This window comes from Mesorhizobium sp. M1307, assembly GCF_040318155.1.
GTDB lineage: Bacteria > Pseudomonadota > Alphaproteobacteria > Rhizobiales > Rhizobiaceae > Mesorhizobium.
The window spans coordinates 17,092-40,400 of record NZ_JAMYLR010000023.1 but is presented as its reverse complement, the minus strand read 5'-3'; the positions used below and the strand labels follow the sequence as shown (position 1 = coordinate 40,400).

General features: G+C 59.3%; 14 protein-coding genes and 7 pseudogenes. 7 read left to right on the top strand and 14 right to left on the bottom strand.

Annotated elements, in window-relative coordinates; all coding sequences use genetic code 11:
* Positions 1-21: 21 nt before the first annotated feature.
* From NKH16_RS22380 to NKH16_RS22345, 8 genes and pseudogenes are all read right to left on the bottom strand, one after another.
* Positions 22-378 (bottom strand): hypothetical protein, encoded by a 357-nt coding sequence (locus NKH16_RS22380; protein WP_352453730.1) that lies wholly within the window; start codon positions 376-378, stop codon positions 22-24.
* Positions 379-644: 266 nt separating this feature from the next.
* Positions 645-800 (bottom strand): annotated as a pseudogene (locus NKH16_RS22375) (ATP-binding protein); the annotation flags it as partial.
* Between the two features lie 96 nt (positions 801-896).
* Positions 897-1,157: pseudogene (locus NKH16_RS22370) on the bottom strand (transposase); the annotation flags it as partial.
* A 106-nt stretch (positions 1,158-1,263) separates the two neighbouring features.
* Positions 1,264-2,286: a transketolase family protein gene (locus tag NKH16_RS22365; RefSeq protein ID WP_502895560.1), complete on the bottom strand. Its 1,023-nt coding sequence runs from the start codon at positions 2,284-2,286 to the stop codon at positions 1,264-1,266.
* Positions 2,283-3,122 carry a transketolase gene (locus NKH16_RS22360; RefSeq protein ID WP_352975226.1) on the bottom strand — a complete coding sequence of 280 codons (840 nt, stop codon included), beginning with the start codon at positions 3,120-3,122 and terminating at the stop codon, positions 2,283-2,285. Before NKH16_RS22360 ends, NKH16_RS22365 begins: the two co-directional genes overlap by 4 nt.
* 19 nt (positions 3,123-3,141) lie before the next feature.
* Entirely contained in the window at positions 3,142-3,894 is a 753-nt protein-coding gene (locus tag NKH16_RS22355; RefSeq protein ID WP_352901809.1) for an SDR family NAD(P)-dependent oxidoreductase, read from the bottom strand.
* A gap of 35 nt (positions 3,895-3,929) precedes the next feature.
* Positions 3,930-4,590: pseudogene (locus tag NKH16_RS22350) on the bottom strand (amidohydrolase family protein).
* Positions 4,590-5,057, bottom strand: a complete 468-nt coding sequence (locus NKH16_RS22345) for an ATP-binding cassette domain-containing protein (RefSeq protein ID WP_352457358.1) — start codon at positions 5,055-5,057, stop codon at positions 4,590-4,592. The pseudogene NKH16_RS22350 and the gene NKH16_RS22345 overlap by 1 nt, the downstream one beginning before the upstream one ends.
* Before the next feature lie 122 nt (positions 5,058-5,179).
* On the opposite strand from NKH16_RS22345, the gene NKH16_RS22340 reads away from it, so the two are divergent.
* Entirely contained in the window at positions 5,180-6,151 is a 972-nt protein-coding gene (locus tag NKH16_RS22340) for a LysR substrate-binding domain-containing protein (protein WP_352457357.1), read from the top strand.
* A gap of 95 nt (positions 6,152-6,246) precedes the next feature.
* On the opposite strand, the pseudogene NKH16_RS22335 reads toward NKH16_RS22340, so the two are convergent.
* Positions 6,247-6,967, bottom strand: a pseudogene (locus NKH16_RS22335) (IS5 family transposase); the annotation flags it as partial.
* A gap of 151 nt (positions 6,968-7,118) precedes the next feature.
* On the opposite strand from NKH16_RS22335, the gene NKH16_RS35045 reads away from it, so the two are divergent.
* Entirely contained in the window at positions 7,119-7,550 is a 432-nt protein-coding gene (locus NKH16_RS35045; RefSeq protein WP_502911728.1) for a hypothetical protein, read from the top strand.
* A 627-nt stretch (positions 7,551-8,177) separates the two neighbouring features.
* Here NKH16_RS35045 and NKH16_RS22325 read toward each other — a convergent pair.
* Positions 8,178-8,312, bottom strand: a pseudogene (locus NKH16_RS22325) (integrase); the annotation flags it as partial.
* 1 nt (position 8,313) lies between these two features.
* Between NKH16_RS22325 and NKH16_RS22320 the strand changes: the two are divergent.
* From NKH16_RS22320 to NKH16_RS22300, 5 genes and pseudogenes are all read left to right on the top strand, one after another.
* Positions 8,314-8,817, top strand: a pseudogene (locus tag NKH16_RS22320) (DUF1403 family protein); the annotation flags it as partial.
* Between the two features lie 5 nt (positions 8,818-8,822).
* Positions 8,823-9,530: an SMC-Scp complex subunit ScpB gene (gene scpB / locus NKH16_RS22315; RefSeq protein ID WP_352901802.1), complete on the top strand. Its 708-nt coding sequence runs from the start codon at positions 8,823-8,825 to the stop codon at positions 9,528-9,530.
* Positions 9,531-9,872: 342 nt separating this feature from the next.
* A complete protein-coding gene (locus NKH16_RS22310) occupies positions 9,873-13,526 on the top strand; it encodes a TerB N-terminal domain-containing protein (protein ID WP_352901800.1) in 3,654 nt (1,217 codons plus the stop codon).
* Positions 13,523-14,845, top strand: coding sequence for an ATP-binding protein (locus tag NKH16_RS22305; protein ID WP_352706976.1), 1,323 nt, complete (start codon positions 13,523-13,525; stop codon positions 14,843-14,845). Before NKH16_RS22310 ends, NKH16_RS22305 begins: the two co-directional genes overlap by 4 nt.
* On the top strand, positions 14,754-17,084 hold the full coding sequence (locus NKH16_RS22300; RefSeq protein ID WP_352706978.1) for a DEAD/DEAH box helicase: 2,331 nt from the start codon (positions 14,754-14,756) through the stop codon (positions 17,082-17,084). Before NKH16_RS22305 ends, NKH16_RS22300 begins: the two co-directional genes overlap by 92 nt.
* Positions 17,085-17,156: 72 nt before the next feature.
* Here NKH16_RS22300 and NKH16_RS22295 read toward each other — a convergent pair.
* The 4 genes and pseudogenes from NKH16_RS22295 to NKH16_RS22280 form a co-directional block, all read right to left on the bottom strand.
* A pseudogene (locus tag NKH16_RS22295) lies at positions 17,157-17,258 on the bottom strand (nucleotidyltransferase); the annotation flags it as partial.
* Between the two features lie 237 nt (positions 17,259-17,495).
* The gene (locus tag NKH16_RS22290; protein ID WP_352901796.1) at positions 17,496-18,335 is read right to left on the bottom strand and encodes an HNH endonuclease; all 840 of its coding nucleotides are present in this window, start codon (positions 18,333-18,335) and stop codon (positions 17,496-17,498) included.
* Between the two features lies 1 nt (position 18,336).
* The gene (locus NKH16_RS22285; RefSeq protein WP_352901793.1) at positions 18,337-19,947 is read right to left on the bottom strand and encodes an AAA family ATPase; all 1,611 of its coding nucleotides are present in this window, start codon (positions 19,945-19,947) and stop codon (positions 18,337-18,339) included.
* A 185-nt stretch (positions 19,948-20,132) separates the two neighbouring features.
* Positions 20,133-22,955, bottom strand: coding sequence for a TrlF family AAA-like ATPase (locus NKH16_RS22280; protein WP_352901790.1), 2,823 nt, complete (start codon positions 22,953-22,955; stop codon positions 20,133-20,135).
* Between the last annotated feature and the right edge of the window lie 354 nt (positions 22,956-23,309).

Genomic DNA, 23,309 nt, shown 5'->3' with positions numbered 1-23,309 from the left:
TGCGCCCCCGGCTGCCGCTGATCAGACGAACTGGGGAAGGCCAGGAACGGAATTGAGGACCTCGTCCACGAGTTCGTCGCCGGCATGTTCCTTGGCGAAGGCGATCGTCTCGTTGGCGATGGCGGCGATCTTTAGAATGCTGAGACCCTCACTCATCAATTGCTGGCCGAGCCCCATGAGGCCGCCTCCGCCCTCTGGGTCGTTGCCATGATACTTCGCCACTAATTCCGAAGCTCCGGGAATGGCCGCGATCATGCGCGCAACGGGACCGTCGGCCGCGTGGCGTTGCAGGAAACCCAGCATTAACCCAACGGCCTTCTCTGCGAGAGCCGGGCCGATGCCGGCACCAGTGGCGATGCGCGATAAGAATTCTTCCATGGCAGGGTTCGTCTCTCTTTAATGAGGTTTACACGGGGCCGGTCCGGCGCCCAAAGCGCCCTTGGCCGAACCACAATTGAACTCCACAAAAATAGGCCGGCGGAAGTGCTATTGCAACTGCGCGTAAAACCGCCTCTGTCAACGCAAGCTGCGTCGGACGTGCGTATTTCGCAAAAACGGGACAGTCGTTCCGCTAAATCGCGGACAGCAGTTTCACTAATTCGCGGACAGCAGGATGGGGTCGGCGCTCGGTTGCCTGGTTGAAGTCATTTGCGATTGATTTCGCCGTTTTCGGCGCCGGTCAAGGGCGGCGGTGTTTTTTGCTTTCTCATGCTGTCGCCTTCGAGGGTGATGCGATGGGCGTTGTGGATGATCCGGTCGAGAATGGCGTCGGCTATTGTCGGCTCCGCGAATGCTTCATGATGCACCTTTCCTTGATCGCCTGGTCCGTTGCAGTCGGCGTTGAAGTTGATCGATCTGGTCGCTGGAAAGGTTTCCGCTTGGCCGCGGGCGCACCATTTCTTTCCCACAAGATCCTTCAACGCGGCATTGTCGAGCATGGCGTCGGCCAAAAGCCGCTTCAGCCGCGTGTTCTCGTCCTCCAGAGCCTTCAGTCGCCGAGCCTCGCAGACATCCATCCCGCCGAAGCGGGCCTTCCAGTTGTAAATCGAGGCGTCGCTGACCCCGTGCTTGCGGCACAGATCGGCAACCGATACCCCGGCCTCATGTTCCTTCAAAATTCCGATGATCTGCTCTTCAGAGAAGCGGCTACGTTTCATGTCCTGGTCCTCTCGATGGGCCAGAACGAACTTCAAACCGGATTAGATAAGAGGGGCAAGGTCAAGGTCGATGACTCAACTGTTGTGTGGGGAGAGCTCTTACTTCTCATTCGCTCCAAATGCGGACGCGGCGCACGAGCTCGGAAGTTGAGATCCCGTAGCGATCGTGAAGCGTCGGCAGCGCGCCAGCGTCGAGGAACTCGTCGGGCAGGGCGATCTGGCGAAAGACTGGGGTCACTCTCTCGCGCATCAGCAGCGCGGCAACGCCTTCGCCAAGGCCACCAATGATGGTGTGGTTCTCCGCCGCCACCACCAGCCGTCCCGAACGGCGCGCGGCAGCGAGTATCGCCTCCGTATCCAGAGGTTTGATCGTCGGAACGTGCAGAACGGCGCAGCCGATCCTGTCGGCTTCAAGCGCCTTCGCGGCCTCCAGCGCGCGCATGGTCATCAGGCCGCTGGAAATGAACAATACGTCCGCGCCCTCGCGCAGCATTCGCGCCTTGCCGATTTCAAAAGTATAGTCGTCTTCGTCGAGCACGACAGGAACCTTACCGCGCGAAAGCCGCATGTAGACCGGCCCGTTGTAGTCCGCGATCGCCTCCGTGGCCTGTTCGATGTCGAGCGCGTCGCAAGGGTCGATGATCGTCAGGTTCGGCATCCCGCGGAAAATCGCGATGTCCTCCGTCGCCTGGTGGCTGGGGCCGTAGCCGGTCGTCAGCCCCGGTAAGGCGCAGACGATCTTCACATTGAGTTTCTCCTCGGCGATCGCCATGCAGATGAAATCGTAGGCACGTCGCGATGCGAAGACGGCGTAGGTGGTGGCGAAGGGCGTAAAACCCTCCCGCGCCAAGCCGGCGGCGGCGCTCATCAGCACCTGCTCCGCCATGCCCATCTGATAGAAGCGGTCCGGATGCTCCTGTGCGAAGACATGGAGATCGGTGTATTTCGCGAGGTCCGCCGTCAGGCCAACTATCCCGGGCCGCTGGTGCGCCAGTCTGGCCAGTGTGTGCCCGAACGGCGCATTGCGTGTCGGTACGCCATCGGGCGCGATCGACGCGATCATCGCCGATGTGGTCTTGCGCTCACCGGCATTGGCGGCGTGGCGCGGCGCGAACTTTGACAACCTCAACGCGGACGTCCCTTTTCCAAAGCTTCGAGCGCTAACGTCCATTCGTGCGGTTCGACGCGGATGAAATGCGTGATGTCGCGGGTTTCCAGGAATGGCACACCCTTGGCCATGCGCGTATCGCAAACGATCACACGCGGACGAGGTTCCTTCAGGCCGCGCGCCATGTCGAAGGCCTTGCGGACCGCCTCGATGTCGTTGCCGTCGACGCGCTGCGCATGCCAGCCGAACGCCTCGAACTTGTCGGTCACCGGTTCGGAGGAGAGCATGGCCGTCGACGGACCATCGGCCTGCTGATTGTTGAAGTCGACAATGGCAATGAGATTGTCGAGCTTGTGGTGGGCGGCCGACATCGCGGCTTCCCAGGTCGAGCCCTCACCGAGCTCGCCGTCGGACAAAAGATTGTAGACGAAACTGTCGCTTCGCTTGCGCGTCAGCCCCATGCACATGCCAACGGCAATGCCAAGGCCGTGACCGAGCGAGCCGCCGGTGATCTCCATGCCGGGCGTGTATGGCGCCATGCCGGACATCGGCATACGGCTTTCATCGCTGCCATAGGTTTCGAGCTCTTCCTCCGGCAGCACGCCCGCTTCGATCAGAGCCGCGTAGAGCGCGATCGCATAGTGTCCGATCGACAGCAGGAAGCGGTCGCGTCCCTCCCACAACGTGTCCTCCGGCCGGTAACGAAGCGCATGGAAATAGGCGACGGCAAGCACGTCGGCGACACCCAGCGCCTGTCCGACATAACCTTGGCCCTGGACTTGACCCATCCGCACGGCGCGTCGGCGGATACGATAGGCTCGTTCGGCCAGGCTGACATTGCTGCCAGCGCGAGGCATCTCAAGCTCCGTTGTCCACTCAGCCATGGATTAGCATCCCACCGTTGACATCGATCACGGCGCCGGTGATGTAGCTGGCCAGATCGGAAGCCAGGAAGAGATAGGCGCCGGCTACGTCGCGCGCCTCGCCCAGCCGGCTGAGCGGGATTCCCTTGATGATTTCGGCGCGCATGGCGTTGGTCAGTTTGCCGCCGGTGATGTCGGTCTGGATCAGGCCCGGTGTGATGCAGTTGACGCGGATGCCTTCGGGACCGAATTCGCGCGCCATGGCCTTGGCAAGCCCCAGAACACCCGCCTTGGCAGCCGAATAGTGCGGGCCACCGAAGATGCCGCCGCCGCGCTGGGCCGAAACTGACGACATGCAGATGATCGAGCCGCCGCCATTTTCGCGCATGTTCGGGATGAATGCCTGGCTGAGATGGAGCACGCCGCGTAGGTTGACATCGAGGATGCGGTCCCAGTCAGCCGCGCTGATCTCCAGCGTCTTGACCGGCTGCGTGACGCCCGCATTGTTGCAGAGCACATCGATCCTGCCCAAGGTTTCTGTCACTTGCGCCGCCGCCCTCTTGCAGGCGTCGAGGTCCGCGACGTTGCACGCAAGGCCGATATGGTCGGGTCCAAGCGACGCAGCGGCGTCACGCGCTTGCCCGTCATCGAGGTCGAGTATTGCAACGCGAGCCCCGTGCTGTACCATCAGCGCTGCCGTGGAGCGGCCAATTCCCCGGGGGCCCGCGGCCCCCGAAATCACCACGGCCTTGCCCTTCAGCAACAAGTCGAACTCTCCTGCTATTTCTGTTTGCCGGTGATCTAAAGTCGGTAGAACCGGGCGGCGTTGTCATGGAACAGCGCGAGCCGCTCCTCGTGCGGGTGGGCGATCGTAATTTCCTTGAAGGCGTTCAAAATGGCGTCGAAGCTCGAGAACAGCTTGTCGACGGGGAAGTTCGTCGCGAACATCGAGCGGCCGACGCCGAAGGCTGCGATCGCCTCCTCGATGCTCGGCGCCGTCGACCTGCATGCCGGTGTGATTGAGAATGATCTGCACGTCGGGAAAGTCGCGCGCCAGTTCGAGGAACTCGCTCATCTGCGGATAGTAGAGCTGCGGGTCGAAGCTCAGCCCGCGCTTCGCCAGCTCCCGGAAGCCGCGCCGCCATTCGGGCGTACGACTGACCTCCGGCCGCGCCAGATAGGTCTTGGCGGGGTCGGGATGATAATTCATCGGCTGCCGCATGCCGCGGAAGTTCGGATATTCCATGTGGCGGTCGAGGAGGTCGCCGACGTCGGGTTGGGACAGGTCGGCATAGCCGACGATGCCATGCGGAAAGCCTCGCTTGTTGGCGATCTCCTGCAGCCAGCGCGTTTCCCCAACCGGATCGCCGGGATCGAGAAGCAGCACTTCGGCTCCGGTGGAAAGGGCACGAGCGATCCGGACGATCTGGCCTTCGTGGAGGGACAATTTGCGTGCCGGCATTATCGATGATCGCTTCGCCGATCGCTGGGTCGATCAGCTGGAGCGCTCCGAGCGCAGTTTCGCGCGTGCGGCGACGGCTGATCTGCGACCAGCCCGACCTCGCATGCACAATGCCGATGTTTTCCGCGACCGGACAGCTCGGGCAACAGCGCCAGCTCCTGATGCACCACCGCGATGATCGGGCTGTTGTGGTCGGCCTTCGACGAGGCGAAGCCAATCTCGCCGGCTTCGCGTGAGGTCAGCCCTGTGACGATGCGGATGAGAGTGCTTTTGCCGGCGCCGTTGCCGCCCAGGAGCGCGTGGATTTCGTCGGCCCGGACCTGAAAACTCACACCCCGCAGGACACGGGTTGCGTCATAACTCTTCTCGATATTGGCAGCTTCGATCAGGGGCTTCCTGGTCAATACCTGTCCAACTCCCGGCACGTTGCCGGCGCTACCCAAGCTTTGGGTTGAACTCGGCTCCATCCTGTATCTCCTTCCGGGACCACTGTGCGACCGATTGACATTCGGCTCAATTTTCGTTTCTTAACATTCTGTGTAGCTGAGCTTAACTGACGAGGACGAGGTCAGACATCAAGTTCAATTCGATGACGCATTTCGAGGCAGTCGCGCGGCTCGGCGGCGTGGCAAAGGCCGCTCAGGAATTGCAGGTGACACCTTCGGCGGTTAGCCAGCAGCTGCGGCTGCTCGAACACCAACTCGGGGTGCGGCTTTTTCAGCGCGAAAAGCGCCATCTCTCGCTCACGATCGACGGCGAGCGGCTCTTCCAGACCACGACCCAGGCTTTCGAATCCATACGCGAGGTGCGTAATGCCATTGTGCGGCAGCGCGAAAGCTTCCAGCTTAGCCTGCGCGTCAGTCCTTCCTTCGGCGAGAAATGGCTGGCGCCGCGGTTGGCCGAGTTCAGCAAGGGCTATCCGAGCTGGAATTTGCGCGTCGACGCCACGCCCAATTTCTCGGATTTCGAAACGGAGGTCATCGATCTCGATCTTCGTTATGGCGACGGCGGCTGGGCCGGCCTTTATTCGGATTGCGTCGTCAACGATCTGATCCTGCCGATGTGCTCGCCTTCCTATCTTGCCGAACTGCGCGCGATCTCACCGGATCCGCGCGAGCAGCTTCGCCATGCGCGGTTGATCGACAGTGTGAAGGCCTATTTCCGGTGGGATTATTGGCTGCCGTGCAACGGTATCCAGGGCGCCCGCATGACGTATCCCTATCGTTTCGACCGTTCGTCAATGTCGGTTCAACTGGCGAAGGACGGTGCAGGTGTGGTCCTGGAAAGCACATCCATCGCATTCGAGGACCTGGTGTCGGGTTCTCTGGTTCCGGTCTCGATAGAGTTCGAGGTCATCGAGTTTCCGGGATACTGGCTGGTCTGTCCTTCGCGGCATATGAACCGGCGCGCGGTTCGCCTGTTTTCGGACTGGGTGTCACGCGTGGGTAAGCGCGACACCGATCTGGCTCGCCGGTTTCTGGCGGATAAGCAACTGCGCATATCGTTCGAACGACGGCCTCATTTCGGGGCACGGGATGACAAAGCGGCGCCAATGGCGTGAACAGTTCGGCGTTCAAGACATGGCAAGACGAAGATTGACAGCACGTTGCGGTTGAGGAGCTGGCAAAACCCAGGCTGTGTGCAAGCGAATGGGTTGGCCCCGCTTTTCATTTTCCGCGTAGCCTGTGCCTGTGGCTGCCTTGCGGTGACGCTGTGTTGCAGCACCGCGCAGTAGGTGGGACCGCCATCATATGCTCCGTCGGCCGTGAATTGGTCGATCTCTGCGTCGACCCGGTCGAGCAGCGGCTTCACCTGCGAGGGATCGTCGCCGTCCTGGTCGGTCAGACAATGGGCGATGATCTCCCCGCTGTCGGCATTGAGAACCAAATGCAGCTTGCGCCAGGTCCGGCGTGATCTGGCACCGTGCTTGTCTTCCAGCCATTGGCCGGCGCCGTAGACTTTCAAATCCGGTGCTATCGATCAGCACATGCAGCGGACCGTCCTCGGGATGCCGCTGCCGCTTGGCCGATGGTTCCCATATCTGCGCCCGGCGGCTTAGCGTCGTGTGATCGGGAACCGGTAGATCAAGCCCCATCAGATCGAGCAGCGAGGTCGCCAATCCCTCGCTCTGGCGCAGACGAAGCCCGAAGACGCATCCCAGTGTCAAGACCGCCTCGATGGCGAGATCGGAATAGCGGGGCTGGCCGCCGCGGGTCGTTCTTCGCGGCGCATGCCACCTGGCAAAGCCTTCTTCTGTCAACCACAGCGTCAGACTGCCGCGCCGCCGAAGGCCCGCCTCGTATTCCGGCCAGTTTGTCACCTTGAATTTCATCTTCGCGACTCGGTGGCGGCGGCTGGCATTGTGTTTGTAGGGCATCGGGCGAAGATCATGTCGTTGGCGATCTCGCCTGCCTATCGGCAAACCTTTGAAAAATGTTCCACGCACCAACGCCTCGACAAGCACCTTTCTTCAAACATTTCCCGAACGACCCGCAGCGCAAAGCCTCCCCATGAGAAAAGAGCATCCCATGTCTTTCACGCCATTGATTGCCCCCGAGATCAAGGCCCGCTACCCGGATTTTCATCTGATCAGCATTGTGGTGCGGAACGCTGAAATCGACGTGCCGGATGCACAGGCGTTGAACGACACGATTGCGGCGGCGGAACAGGCGGCGCTTCGCGATGACGCCCAAAGGGACGCGCGTCTTGCGGCGTGGGCCGTTGCCTACGAGGCTTTCGGCACAAAGCCAATCGAACGCCGTGCTCGGCCGCCGCGCTTCTCAAGCGGGTGCGGAAAGATGGCTCTCTCCCGCGGATTTCCCCACTGGTTGATGCCTACAATGCCGTCAGCATGTTGTATGGCGTTCCGATTGGCAGGGAAGATCTCGATCTCTACCAGGGGTCCCGAGACTTTTAACTGCGAAGGGAGCGGAGCCATTCGACACGATCGAGCAAGGTGAAATGGTAACCGAGCATCCCGAACCGGGCGAAGTCATCTGTGCGATGATGCCGGTGTCACGTGCCGCCGCTGGAACTGGCGGCAGGGGCGGCGCACCATGGTCACGGTCGATACCCGCGCCATGTGGCTCGTGCTGGAAGCCCTCGGCCCAATGTCAGTTAAACAGATGACGGCCACCGGAGAGCATCTGATGGGACTTATCCAAGCGTTGTGCCCGGGTGCGCGAATCGAAACAGCGCGGATCGACGAGTCCACTACATCTCGTGTTCCTTAGGGCATGGCCCCACCTTTCGGAGAAACACCCCACTCAGCCCTGTCCGGATCTGGCGCTCCTTGCTCGCTCCGCTGGCCTACACAGTTGATTGCGAACGACCCAGAACGGCTCTCGAAAACGAGCGTCGAACGAAATCAGATCACCGTTTGTTCTCCCTTAGCGTTGTTTGGCGTACTTTTATCGCGATGCCCTCTTGTGGGCCGTGCCATAACGCAGTTGATGATCATGCCTGACTACGAAGCGTCGGCCGCCGATAGTCTGGATACAGCGCTCGCTGTGCTGGATGAGGTATGTTATCGCCTGAGATCTGACCGCCTCATCCCAGCGGACAAAACGGGGCAGGGAGGGGGCTTTTCAGAGCCCGGACGCCTTGGTGAGATTGACGCGGAAACGATCGCGCCGGCGCTGATACTTTCGCGTCATCTCGGCCGAGGCGTGACCGAGCTGCTTTTGCACATAGCGCTCGTCGACCTCGGCCGAGGACGCGAGGGTGGGAATAATGACCGGCGCCATCGCGATCGCCGAACGCCACGGCTTTGGGCGCACCCTTGGAGCCTGGCTCGCCGACGCCCTGCTGTCGCAACGGATGGGTTGGGTCCACGCGGTGCCGCTGCTGGGCGCCGATGCGGTCTTGGGCACAAGCGCCCGCCCGCGTCGATCGGCAGCCAACTCTGTGGCGACAAGCATTGGGACAAATCCTGAGCGTGCGAAAGGCCTGCTTGCCGCGCAAGCGCGCGCTGCGCTGCGCGCGATGGATCTTTCCGCCGAACTTGGGCGCCGGGCGGACCGGCTGCTTGCCGTTGCGCCAAAGCTCAGGGCCAAGGCGGCGGACATCGTCGCCGAAAAGCTCCTGTCCGACGACGCCATCGTAGCCTCGGAAAACATTGCCGGCATGAGCGATCGCGGATTGCGCCGCCTGTTCGACCGGCTGGGCGAGCTCGGTGCCGTCCGAGAGCTATCCGGCCGTCCGACCTTCCGCATCTACGGACTCTGAAGACCATGGCCGAGGCGACGCGCAGACGACGGAACGACCAGCCAGATGACGATCGATCAGGCGACCGCCTGTTTGATCGGGAGTTGGATCATCTGCCGCCGGAGGCGCGCTGGCGCGAATGGATGCATCGCGTCGAGGCGACCATTTTTGCGGCCAGCGAGCCGGTCAACCGCGAAACGCTGGCGCGCATCGTCGGCAAAAGCTGCAGCATTGATCTCCTCATCGACGACATCCGCGAAGAACTGCGCGGTCGGCCCTATGACCTCGTCGCCGTCGCCGGCGGCTGGAAGCATCTGACGCGGCCGGCCTATGCCGATGCCATCCGTGCCGCGGTCGGCGGAAACGAGCGAGCCGTGGATCTGACACAATCTGAAGTGCTGGTGCTGATGTGTGTGGCGTACTTCCAGCCGATCACCCGCGCCGAGCTTTCTTCCTTCTTCGGCAAGGAGATCAGCCGCGATCTCATCGGTCATCTGCGCGGCGCGAAGCTGATTGCGTCCGGTCCGCGCAGCCCGACGCCCGGCGCGCCCTACACCTACGTCACGACCAAAGAATTCCTGCTGGAGTTCGGTCTCGACACGCTGCGCGACCTGCCGGATTTCGAAGCGCTGGAGGATGCCGGACTGCTGAGCAAGGAGAAGCTGCTGGCTGGTGACATCATGTCCGACTTTGCCAGCCTCAAAGAGGCCGTTGAAGTCGAGGCCGACGAATAGCTGGACGCTGACGACGGAACGACCGCTGCGTTTGCATGTACATGATCAATAGATCGATCGGCGATAGGCAGTGGGCAGGCCGACAGGTGGCGCATTGTCCGAAATTTGCGGGCATATTTCGGACATCGGTCGAAATTCAGCCCGGCCTCGTTTGGCCCGGCCTTAGAGCCATCCGTTGTCCAGATCGGCTATCGTGAATGGAGCTTCTGTTCGGGCTGAACGAGGACGAGTTCGAGGGGGGAAGAGTGCAATCAAAGAGATCGGCAGTTTCTGCTGTTGAACGTCCGTTCTCATTTGGAGGAAATGTAACAGCGCGAGTTCTCAAAGGAACTTATCCCAGCTATGCTTAAACGGGGCGGCGGGGCAAACGGGATGAGGTTGCCATTTCCTTGGACGGTGGCTGTCGCCTTGGCGACAGTGCTGAGTGTTGCAGGCACCGCCACTGCCCAGGAATCCCGATACTCTGCGCGGCAGGTTCAACAGGCCCTTACCGAACATGGGTACGATCTCGGCACCGCGGATGGAATTTGGGGACGTCGGTCCATCAGTGCGCTCAAGGCATTCCAGAAAGCGAGCAATCTTCCTCAGACGGGTACTTTGGACGAAGCGACGTCAGCGGCGCTTTTTCCGAAACCCAAGGTGGCGCGTGGCCCGTTGACGCCCATAGCCACGGATGCGCGCCCTTCGAGTTTGGAGCAGCCTGGTGTTCCAACGACGGTAACTCCAGAGACAAGTAACGTGGAAGCCGGGAAAGCTGGCGATGTCGGCCAGGCACCGCCTTTGCTGACGCATACGGAGGGGGCTTCAGCCAAATCCGATCGTTTGGCGCCGGAGCCCAACAAGGTCAGAGAGAGGCCAACCAGCCCAACGCCACGTTTGATCTATTTGGGCCTGCTAGGGATCGCAGCCGCGTTCTTCTTCCTGCGGCGACGCCGAAGAAATTCAGCAGCGGAGTCGGTTCCAACGGCATCCGAAAGCAAGCGCAGCGAACCTGAGCGCACTCCCAACCGGTCGGCCAGAACCGATAGGCATCGCCTCCATGTCCCGACCGATCGCATGGTTCCAGCCAACAATGCTGCTGGAAGGCAGCCAGTCGACCAAAAGCTGGTCCTGCCGGCGGATATTGCGGCTTCTCTTGCGGTACACAACGCCGCCGTCCACGATTTCATCCGACAGAGAGGAGCAATCCGATGGCCTAAATCAGGGGCCAATCCTTCAGCCAGGCAGCCGGACGCTCCCGCAAAAACGAGTTGGCAAAGCATAGAGGCCAGCGAGGTCACCCCGGTAACGACAACGGGATCGCTCGCATCGCATGGTGCTCAGATAGCGGAATCCATTCGACAACGCGGTCCTGTTCTCATTCCCCCTACGGCCGCAACGGATCAGACGCAGCCGTCGGGTTCCGAAAGCAAGGGCAGCCAACTTGATAGCGGTCTCTACCAATCGGCCAGACGCAACAGGCACCTCTTGGTTCGGAACGATCTGATCGCTCCAGCCAATATTGCAGTTGCAAGACAACCGGTCGAACAGAAACAAGCCTTACCATCAGATATTGCGACTTCTGTCGCCGCACATAATAGAGCTGTCCACGACTTCATCAGACAACGCGGAGCCATTAGACCGCCCAAACCACTGCCCAATCCTTCAGCCGCTCCCGCAAAGACGGGTTGGCAAAGCATTGAAACCACCAAGGTCACCCCGGTAACGACCACAACCGATGGATCGCTCGCATCGGACAATGCTCAGGTTTCGGATTTCATTCGGCAACGCGGCCCTATGCTTGTTCCCAACACGGCCCGAACGGACCAGCCGCGGTGGTTCGACCGGCTACCCGCAGTGCGAGCGAGCCCCACCGCCCGCCAGTCGGCACATTGGTTTCCTGCGAATACAGCAGCAATGGTGGGAAGCCATGACATTCCCGGGGGCATGATCTATGTAGGCGAGCACCTGCCGAGGCAGGGCACTTCAACCGACCCGGAGAACTGCCTGATCGACCCGAGATTGACCGTGGGCGCTCACGGCGATCCGCTCGGTCAGACGATGGGCTACTGGCCGTCCTACTTGAGCATTTCGCCCCCGGCGCGAAAATCCTTTCTGGACTGGCTTGCCGGATCGCGATCCGATCCCGACGCCTATATCGGATACGTGTTCCTCTACTTCTACGGTCTCGAACGCCGCCTCATGTTGGAAGAAAGCCCACCCGACGCCGATGGTGTCGTTGCCGAGGTTTGCCGGCTATTGCAGGTGTATGGAGGGAATGGTTCGTTCAAGCGTTATGCTGGTGCGTTGCTTTCGGCCTACCAGCTAAAATCGGCTCGGTTGCCAGAAAAGTTTGATCTGGAGGTCGAGGAAAATAGCTACGAGATCCCGATAATGCTGAAGGTCGCCCTCGGGATGCGGGTGCGCAGCGGAGAGGCGATCGAGCCGGACCTTTTGTTGGCTTACGTCCTAGCCGACCCCGAAACGAGGGTGCGAACGCCGGCGCGACGGGCACAGACTCTGTTGCGAGAGCTGTTCGCGGAAGCGGTGGAGAAGCAATATCCAAATGGTGTGCGCGTTCCGGCCGCCGGAGTACGAAAACTGAAGGTCAACTACCGTGCCTGCAGCGGGACGTTCGATCTTGCAATCCGCGCCTTTGGCGGTGACCTGCCGGACATCACAAACCGCAGCGAACCGATAGGCGGTGCACGCCGCATCTTCGACGACTGCACGGATCGGCTCGACAACTACAGCCGCATGCTCGGCCGTTCGGAGGGACTGAGGCCTAGCCTTGCGGCTGCGGCTCAGCTGCCCTTGGGTTTGCGCGTGAAGAATTGTGAAACACTCGCTGGTCGCCCATTGAGCCGGCTCCAGGAACTAGCGCGTGATGGAATATTGATACCCATGCGACAACTCGCTGAATTGGCCGGGATGGAGCCCAACAAAATTTCCGCGCGGGCGAAGCAGAAGGAACTCTCAGCAATTCTGGCCGCCTTTGGCTATGGCCATACCGCCGACCCTTCCTTTTCCCTGAAGTCGGCAAAGCCAGACGAACTGGCGATGGTCTTTGCTCTGGAGCGTGAAGCCGAAGCTGACCTCGAGCCCGGCGACCACTACCGTCCCATGCAATTGTCAATCATGCTCGGCATGGTGATCGCTTTCGCCGACGGTCTCCTTCACCCCTTGGAGGAACGCAGGCTCTTCGGCAGGATTAACGAAGCGCCCGGTCTGTCGAGGGACGAACGTGTACGCCTCAAAGCCGAACTCACCGTCTGCGCAGCCGATGCCAGCCGCGTGGTGGATTGGACCAAACGCATAGGAGACGTGCCAGAGGACCGCCGCGAAGACCTTGCCGATGAATTGGTGGCTGTCGCCGCGGCAGACGGAACCCTTCACGCACGAGAAGTGTCGCAGCTGGAGAAACTGTTCAGGCTGATGGATCTCGACGAAAACTCCCTGTATTCGCGACTGCATGGGAGTGTTGCGCCGCAGAACAAGCCGCGTGACGGAAGTGACGATCTTCCCCTGGTTATCCCCGCCGGGATCCAGCCGCCGGGCACTCCGGTGTCGCTGGCGCCTCCTGGAGCGCCTGCGATGCGCGTCGACATCTCGCGTCTGGAAGCGATCCGACGCGAAACACGGAGCACGTCCAGCGTCCTTGCCGATATCTTCGTCGACGAAGCAGAGCCGCCGATCGAGCTTCCGCCCGCGATCGAGGAAATCGAGACGTCCAATGGCGACGCGCGCTTCGACGGACTGGAGCGACGCTATGCGTGGCTTCTGTCGCAACTGATCGAGCAGGACAACTGGACAGCTTCGGATTTCGAGCGTCTGGTGCGTGGTGCCGATCTGATGCCGGGCGCGGCGAAGCAAGCACTGAACGATTGGTCGCTCGACCGCTTCGATGAACTCGTCCTGGACGGCGAGGACCCTGTCACCGTCAACACCAGCCTGTTTCCCGAGACTATTCCCCAGCCTCCGTCGCTTACCGTGTCTGTCGAAGGAATGTCAGCATGACGACAAAAACCCCACCGATCAAACCGAGAGATCGAGACACCATCATCAGTGCCTTGCGTGCCGGCGTCGTACCGCGCATCGGGCTCCAGCATATCCAGGTCGGACGCCAGCGCGAGATCGAAGCGCTGATTCAGGACATAGAGCGTATCAGCAATGGCGGCTCGAGCATCCGTCTCGTCATTGGCGCCTATGGTGCCGGCAAGACCTTCTTCCTGTTCCTCATCAGGCAGATCGCACTTCAGCGCAAGCTCGCCGTCTGCCAGGCCGACCTCTCTCCGGACCGACGCATCCATGCCACCGGTGGACAGGCGCGAACGCTTTATGCCGAGCTTGCCACCAGCCTGGCGACCCGCACTGCTCCAGACGGAGGGGCGCTCAGAAACATTCTGGAAAGCTACATCCAGAAAGCGTCGGAGCGGGCTTCCTCCAGCGGGACGACCATCGAAACCGCGATCAAGGACGGTCTTGGCGACCTTCGCGAGATGGTCGGCGGATATGATTTCGCAACCGTGATCGTTGCCTATGCGCGCGGTTACGAGGAAGGAAATGGCAATTTGCAGGACGCGGCGCTGCGTTGGTTGCGCGGCGAATACACGACCAAAACAGAGGCGCGGGCCGACCTGGGCGTGCGTACCATCATCGACGACGCGTCCTTCTATGATGGCCTGAGACTGCTCGCCCGTTTCACAAGGCTCGCTGGCTTCGGCGGCCTGTTGATCTGTCTCGACGAACTCGTCAATCTCTACAAGCTGCAGAGCGCCCAGGCCCGCAAACAGAATTACGAGCAGATTCTGCGCATCTTCAACGATGTTCTGCAGGGCACGACGCAGGGTATCGGCTTCATATTGGGCGGGACGCCGGAATTCCTGCTCGACACGCGGCGCGGCCTGTACTCTTACGAGGCCTTGCAGTCCCGCCTTGCCGGGAACAGCTTTGCCGGCAATGGCCTTGCCGACTATTCCGGTCCGGTGGTCAATCTGCCGAACCTGACGCCGGAAGAACTCTACCATCTCCTGGAGCGGCTACGCGACGTCTTTGCGGCGGGCGATCAGGAAAAATGGCTCGTACCGGATGAGGCGCTCCACGCATTCATGGACCATTGCGCCAACCGGATCGGCGAGGCCTATTTTCGTACCCCGCGCAACACGGTGAAGGCCTTCGTCGATCTGCTCGCGATCCTGCAGCAAAACCCCGGCACGGATTGGAAAGAGATGCTCGGCGCAATGGATGTCGCGGAAGATCGAGGCAGTGCTGGCGACCAGGCGATCGACGACGTCGAAGGCGGATCGGACGACGAGCTTGCAACCCTCCGCATTTGACACGCTTTCCGAGCCGGTCAGGCGCTGGATATGGCAGCGGAAATGGTCGTCCCTGCGTGATGTCCAGGAAAAAGCCATTCCGGCCATCCTCGCGGGCGGCGATGTCGTGATCTCCGCACGCACTGCCGCCGGCAAGACTGAAGCCGCCTTCCTGCCGTTGTTGACCCGGTATGCCGAGCACGCAGGCAGCGCCGATGGGTTCGCCATCCTCTATGTCAGCCCACTGAAGGCATTGATCAACGATCAGCACCGGCGGCTGGAGAGCCTGTGCGAGGGCAGTGGCGTCCTCCTGCACAAATGGCATGGCGACGTATCGGCGGACGCCAAAACCCGGGCACGGAAACGCCCGTCAGGTATCGTGCTGATCACGCCGGAATCGCTGGAGGCGTTGCTCGTTCGCAGGGGCGGTGAGGTTACGCAGCTGTTTTCGCGCCTCGATGCGGTGGTCATCGATGAGTTGCATGCCTTCATCGGCACCGAGCGTGGCATGCAGCTGCAGTCGATCCTGAACAGGATCGAAGTGGCGACCGCGCGAGACCGCATCGATCGAATTGGGCTGTCGGCAACACTTGGCGACATGAGCCTGGCTGCCGAGGCGCTGCGGCCCGGCAAAGGGACCAGCGTCACGATCGTGGAAGGCGAGGACGAGGGAAACGGGGTCCGTTTGCAGATCCGGGGTTATCTGCTGGACGGCACCGCCCCGGGCGATCTCACGGCCACATCAGACGATGGCGATCCGCCCAGAAAGTCGGCCGAACCTTTCGAACAACCGACGGTCCCAGCGGCGCTTGCGGCCGACTTGTTTCGTCTGCTGCGCGGCCAGAGCAATCTGCTGTTTGCCGGATCTCGCGCCAATGTCGAGGTTTATGCCGACATGCTGCGTTCGATGTGCGACGAAGCGAGCTTTCCAAATGAGTTCTTCCCGCATCATGGCAATCTCGCAAGGGCAATGCGCGAGGAGGTCGAAGCGCGACTTCGAGACGATCCGCGCCCGACCACGGCGGTCGCGACCACCACCCTGGAACTCGGAATCGATATTGGCGAGGTGGAGACAATCGCCCAGATCGGGCCCGGTTTTTCGGTCGCATCACTTCGCCAGCGCCTTGGCCGATCCGGCCGCAGGGCCGGAAAGCCCGCAACGCTGCGCATGTTCGTCATCGAGCCCCCCATTGGTAAGGGGCGACACCCAATTGATCGCTTACGCCTGGATCTGGTTCAGTCGATTGCAATGGTTGAGTGCCTGCGGGGGGGATGGTGTGAGCCGCCATTGCCAGCTGGCCTGCATCTTTCAACGCTCCTCCATCAAGTGATGGCACTGATAGCACAGACGGGGGGCGTAAGCCCGACGGTCGCCTGGAAACTGTTATGCGAGCGCGGCCCCTTCCGAGCCGTGGACAGGAGGCTGTTTGCCGAATTGCTCCGGTGCATGGCCACACCTGAAAACCAGTTGCTTGAGCAGTCTCCGGAAGGCTTGCTCATGATCGGATCGACCGGGGAAAAAATCACGGAATCGTACGAATTCTATGCTGTTTTCGCCACGGAACGAGAGTACCGCATCATTCACGATGCACGCACACTCGGCACCTACCCGCTGAATTCCCCGGTTGCACGTGGCGAAACCATCATTTTTGCGGGGCGCCGCTGGCAAGTCAGCGAAATCGACGATCGCGCTCGGGTCATCATGGTCAAGCCGACACGGGCGGGAAAGCCACCGCATTTCAATGGCAAGGGGGCGGCGATCCACGATCATGTGGTGGCAACGATGCGCACGGTTCTCGCATCCGACGAGGCCTATCCATATCTCGATCCCGCCGCAAAGCGGCTGCTGGATGAGGCGCGCAGTTCGTTCCTGGACCTGCAGCTGAATCGTCGTTCAATCATTACGCATGGAGAGGGGGTCCTGATTTTCCCTTGGGTCGGAACCAGGAAACTGCAGACGCTGACCCTGGCACTGCTGTCGCGCGAGGTTAGAGCATCGCATTTCGGGCATGCCATTGAGCTTCAGGAATGCGAAGCGGAGAAGGCCATGCAAACGCTGCAGGACATAGCCGGTTCGCCGGCGCCACACGGAAAAGACCTGGCTGTACGACTAGCGCAACCCGCATTGGCGAAGTTCGACAACTTCCTCACAAACGACCTAATGACACTGGTCACAATGGTGGAAAGAATCAGCGCCAAGGACTTGCCCCTGATCGCCTCCAACACACTGGGAAGTCATACGCCGCATGAAGTCGCGTAACCGCCGGGATCGGTAGCTCGCACTCGAATCTGGCAGCCTTTCGTATATGTCGAAGGCTGCTATAACGGACACGTCGACTGCCTTGTACCAGTAAGCGAAGTCGGCGAGCTTGTTGTTGTTGACGACTGCCAGCAGATCAAAATCGCTGCGATAGCCCTTCATCGTCAGTGGCTCGCATGCGATTGTGAAAATGCGCCAGCGCGGTTCAACAACCTAAACGAGGCCTATGTCAAAGCTCGGTATTCCGAGCACTCCGAGATAACCGAGGAAGCGCTTGTCTAGTTGGGCGAGCGGACGGAGGAGCTTCAGAAGTCTGCGGAACAAATCTGTGTGGAGCATCTGGAGCGGATGAAGAATGCTGCAGGTGAGTTGTAGCAACCTAGCCGGATGCGTCCGACGACAATGAGGAACTCATAGTCCAATATACAGCTCTGGCGCAGTGCAGAATTCTTGATGTTCGGATAGCGCGCGCAACAGTGCAACCCGCCAATCGTTCCGCCCAAACGATCCGGATAGACTATTTGCGCAGCGACCAAGGTACTGTGCGAAAAGTTCAGGGCTGATCTCGTTGAACATGCGCATAGCGGTACGCTGCTCTGAGAGGAATTTATTAATTTGGCTGCGGAACCGCTCATTCAACTTTAGTCGACCGAGTTGAAATTCGAGTTTAGCTGCGAGATCCGCCTCTAAATCAGGGCTGTCGATCCAAAACCGTACTTCTAGAGCACCACCTTCGAACGTTATCTGCGCCTTCAGAAACTCAATATCGGGCAAATCTTGAAAATACGCGTGTATTAATCCAGGGCCGTGCGCTGGGCCCAGGCCAGGAACTATCGTTCTCTTTGCATTGTTACATGGACTGCAGCTTGGAATCAGATTGCGAGGATATATCGCGAGCTCACCATATACGCTGCGGGGTAAGTAATGATCTAGGTCGCGCGGTTCCCCAAAGCCGCAATAGGGGCACTGATCGGTCGACGCTAAGAGTTGCTCACGGAGCGCTGCCAGGCGCCCACCAATTTGGACCTGATCGTATGCCGAGCGCATGTGGGGACGAGCGGTATCGAGCACGTTTGGAGTAAGGTCCAAATGTGGTTGACCGAGACACGCGTCGTATAGTTGGTAGACCTCATGCAATGCTGCACGCTCGGCAGGTGACATCGCGTAGACTGCGGCACCGTTCGTCAGTGTTAGGGCGGCATTTAGCGCTTCATCAACGTCGCCGAGTTGTTGGGGAGTGATGACCCACATTTCAGGTCCTTTTGCTCGCAAGCTTCGTCATCACAAAGGCCCTAGCCTGCAGGCTCAACCCACGCTCGAACAGGCCTTCAATGCTTTCGAGGGAAAGCCCGGTGTCTACAAGCTGAGACAGCACGCTATGGAAATCCGTCGCGTCGACGTTGAGGCCAAAGATTTCGTTGGTGACCTCGCCGATACTCTCGCCATAAGTCTCTATGCGAGGTGAGAATATCCTTATTTCCGCTCCCGACCGCCGAACGATCGCAATATGGCGAGCGAGCGTTTCTTGTACCACCACAGGTGAGTGTGTTGCGACAACAGCGAACGCATCGTTCTGCCGTAGAATGATGCGTACCGCATGCATGAGGGCTGCTAGTAGCGGTGGATGGAGATGGCTCTCGGGTTCATCAATTAGGACGATTGACTTAGGCTCGGTATAGGCGACGAGCGACGCGACGGCATGCATAACTATCTTATGGCCGGTGCTCCAGACACGAAACCAAGGAACAGCGTACTCGAAAATTGAGGCAGCAGGATCGGAGCCGAGATCGAAGAACGATGAGTCTGAACCCAGAACGCGACAGACTTCGTTGAAGAGGTTTTGCCGGCCGCTCTCCTTGATGCGAAGAACAATGGCTCCGAACTCCTTAGACAGCTGCTCACTCGTCTTGAGAATAATACGTTCTTGCCGATCAAGGTCCTGCGGTTGGATGGGCGTGCCATCGATGTCACCTATGCCTTCCGCTTGACGAACTTCCGATGCAATGTCGCGAAGGCCACAATAGTGATAGCGGCCAACGCCACGCTCTAGGTCGTCGACAATCTGTTTCCGCTCACGATAATCGACCCCGGGGAGCTGAAACGCATCGAACGCACTATAGGCGACGTTGACTATTCGCGTGAAGCCGATCCCGAGAGGTGAGATCGCACCGAGTGCTTTCAGCGGCTCGCTCGCGCGTTCGCGCTGGGAGGCGTGGAGCACGCGCGCAAGCCGCGAAAGCAGTGTGCTCTTGCCCGAACCATTACGACCTATCAGTTCCGCAACTCTCTCGGGCAGCACGCTCGTGTCCCAAAACAAATGACCACCGGGCGCTTTGAAATCGATCCGAAGCGGATCGACCCAACCCTCAACGTGGAAGGAAACCTCTAGGCCAAGGCGCGCGACGCGATCGTAGTCGCGGTTCAGCAGAACCGCAGCGTCACGGCGGAAGCTGTCCCAGTCAACATATCGCAGGATGGAGGTACTCCATCCTTTTTCCGTAGCGAACGTCTCAGCGTGCTGTGGGAATGCTAGCGCATCGCGGAGAAAGGCCAGAATCTCCTGGCGAAGCGTCTCGGGCAACCCGGCCAGTCTTTCGTAGTAGTCAAGCTCTTGTCCGAGCGAAACGAAGTCGTCACCGAGTGGCGAGAGAGGCCCAGTTGGAAGTTGCAGATCGTCAGATTCGGTCTGACTGCGGCGTAATATCTTCACTGCTCCAATCAGGCCGCTGAACTCCGGCACCGAAACCACAAGGTGGTACTGAGTCATAAAACTGTAGTCGTTCCACCGGTCCTGCAGCAATGCCACTCCTGTGAAGGACGGCGGATCACCACGTGAAGGAGGAAAAACTGTAAAGTCGGTCATGGTCAGGAAAGCTCCGAGGCGAGGGCCATCTTCCTCGCAATAGCTGAGGCACTTTTCTATCAGTTGCTTCTGCGTCGCCCTCTTGCTCAAGCAACGAAGGTGATGGAGCCGAGTGAAGTATATCGCCGATGGGAAACAGGTGAGTTCGGATTACACCAGACACACCTGAACGGCGGCCTCCAAAATCAGTACCCGTATTTGTTTTGGCGGTCTTTAAATGCCTTCTCACCGCCCTCCATGGTGGAGGTAATGACCTTGCAAATCGATGGCGTATCGATTGCACCCGCGCATTCAAACTGGCGTTCGCCTGTATCTTTTACGTCAAGATGGCCAACCAACTCTGACGATCCATTGACGACAATGTTTGCATTGTGACTGGCAAAAATGAGCTGCCGGTTTTGCTTTGCAGTGTGCAGCTTGTCAGTAAGCTCAGCAATGATGCGATTATCGAGATCGCCTTCGGGCTGGTCTATGATCAACGGCCCCCCAGGTTGCTCTAGAAGCATAAAGAGCAACGCCGCCGCACGCTGGCCCTCCGAAGCCTTTTCGAAGGCAATTTCCTTAGCGCCATCTGAATAGGAGAGGGTAATCATGGGCTTCGGAAGTGCGGCCGCAACTGTTTCTACCCGTGTCGTGTCCAGTTTTTCGCTCAAGGCCGCGCGAATGCGATCTGTGTCACCAAGCACTCCGAACAAGACTGCACTATCTGGCTGCTTCTCACCGCTAGCCGCGCCTATCTGACGCCAATACAACAGCGAAAGGCTATCGGCGCGCATTTTGTCGAGGAACGCTATGGGCGTGTCTTTGGCAACCGCATCATCCAATTCTTTGAGACGGGTTGCCTCTTGTGATCCGGTTTTATTGGCGAGAAGATCGACTGCGTCTTTGATCTCCGAAACGTCGCCCGCCGCATCTACGATCGCTTTGATTTTCCCGTTCGACAGACGCTCGATCTCTTTCGCCCACTCCTGCGTCCGTTCCGTACGACGATCATTTAGTGCTCTGAGGGCAACGAGCTTTTCATCTAAACCGGCGGCCGGGTCTCCATTGGCCTTTATTTTCGCGTCCAAATCGCCGATCTGGTTGGTCAGGTCGGTGATCTCTTCGCGAAGCTTGATGATCTGGCTTGTAGCGGTCCTGTGTGCACCCAGCTTTTCGAGAACCTCGTCTCTTGCTGTCCTTGCCACCTTGAAATTTGCCGCCCATTCGGTTTCAGCAGCAGCCAATGTTGAGCGCTTGGCTCTCATATCGGATTTGAACTGTTTTATGCCGGCGCTGAACGTTGAAAACAATTCGCCATAGCCTTTGCGGATTGCCGCCGAGTCATCTGCCAAATCGGTCGCTAGATCGCGTTCGTTAACGAGCTCCGTGATCGATTTGTCCAGCTCTTCGACTATCTGGTCCGCGTGTTTTGACGCCTGGAGCCGCTTCGATTCAAAGTCATTCGCCTTATCGAAATACGCGACAATGGACTGATCTTCTTCGGACAGGGCCGGAAGCGTCTTTTCAAGTGCTTCGACGCGCTGAGTGAGCGACGCCTTGGTCGTGGTGAGCTTGCGCAGTTGAGATTGCAATATCCAGTGCGCAGCGAGGCTTTGTACGCCGCCCTTGACCGTGACCTTGGCAGCTTCAATGTCGAGGGTCAGGCGGTCGTCTTCGCGCTTGTAATCCGGATTTACAAACTGGAGTAAGTCCGAAAGCTGGGTTTTCTTGCCTGCCTGCTTTCCAATCTCTGCGAGCTCGCCTTGGCTATACACTACGGCAGGGAATAGTGCCCGAAGCTCTTTGACCGTTGCAGTCTGCTTCGAGCCGTTGGGATAGGTAATCGTCGGCTGAAAGGCGGTGGCAGGACCCCTAACAATCTCAAAAGCCGCATTGTCCTGTGTGACAGTTAGCTTGACCCGTGCACCCTTTGCAATGAGCGTGTCGTTGATCAGATCACGCATGCGTTGTGTTCCCGAATAATGGTCGCGCTCCACATCATAGCAGCTGCGGCCTAAGCCAAAGGACACATATTCAAGGAATGAGCTCTTCCCGCTGCCCCGTCCGCCAATGACGGAGTTGAACTCGGGGCTGAAAGGGAATTTAGTTTTCTCCAAAATTGCGGAGCCGTCGATCTCGATCTCAGACACCACGAGGGAAGGGAGTTGGGGTGGCTTGATGGTGATACGGGATTTGTGACCAAGGAATGCTTGGCGGATTGCCTCCGCTGTCGGAGCTGCGAGCTTTATCCAGGTACTGTTTGACCCAACCATCGAAAAATCGGCCGATCGGCTGTCCGAAGTTGGAAGCGGGAAAATCTCCCGCGTGCACCAAGTCTTGTCGAGACCGGAAAGCCGTTTTTGGTTTTTGCTCCCCAGCGTGGAGTGCGTTTGGCCTTGATCAAGATAGCCGCCGACATAAGGCATACGACGGAAATCCGCGTGGCCCCCGTCGGTCAAGACTGTGTGGCTGTTGCCTTGGGAGACATTCGGTAGAACGATGTACTTGCCGCGAAGCCCTTCGAGTTTATCCAACTCGGCGCCGATATCGGCGTAGTGGGAGGCGAGTTGGGTGACCTTTGGACCTTTGGCGTGCTTTTCGTCAAGATCGGCATAGACGATGCCAAGCTTCCCCTGTGCTTGTCTGCGCCAATCCTCCGAAATGTCGGCGTCAAAGATGATCAGGCATTGCTTCCCACCAGCCGCTGTGAGCTCCATTCCTGGAAAAAGCCAGAAGTCAAATTGGGCATCGGCCGCCTTTCGTTCCGCGATTGCTTGCTGAACGTAAGGGACAAACACCATCTCATGGTGATCGGTGAGGGCGATGGCATTCAAACCTCCGGCGAAGCATTGATCCAGAAATTCATTCGCCCACTGTTTGCGCGCTACATCAACGTCCTGCGCCGTTGCTGGGGCGCCAGTTCCCTTTGTGGGTTCGCCTAACCCAACAGTCCTTACCCCGACCCAAGCAGGATCGCGGGGCGTATGAATTTGAAAATCACACTTTCTCCATGAGGCAAAGCTCATATTCCCTCCCTAGCCAAGCGTACCAGCGCCGGGACATATTGCCGGTAGATCAAACAAGCGTACGCAGATTGCCCGCGACAGTATTCGCCTATATGGCTCTTTCAACTAAAGGAGCCGAATTTACTAGCCCTCTACAAAATAATCCCCCTAAAAGAGAGAGGTTTGAGATAGTTTATTCGTCGCGCTCCTCCTGGTCGACGGGAAGGACGAAGAGGACGTCTTGAAGTTGGCTGAGCCAGAATGGTGTCCATAGGAAACGCTCGCCGCCGTACTCCGCTCGCTGTTGCCGGGATAGCGTGTCGAATTTTGACCACCGCACCCTCTAACACGATAGCGGCGGAAGCGCCCATTGAC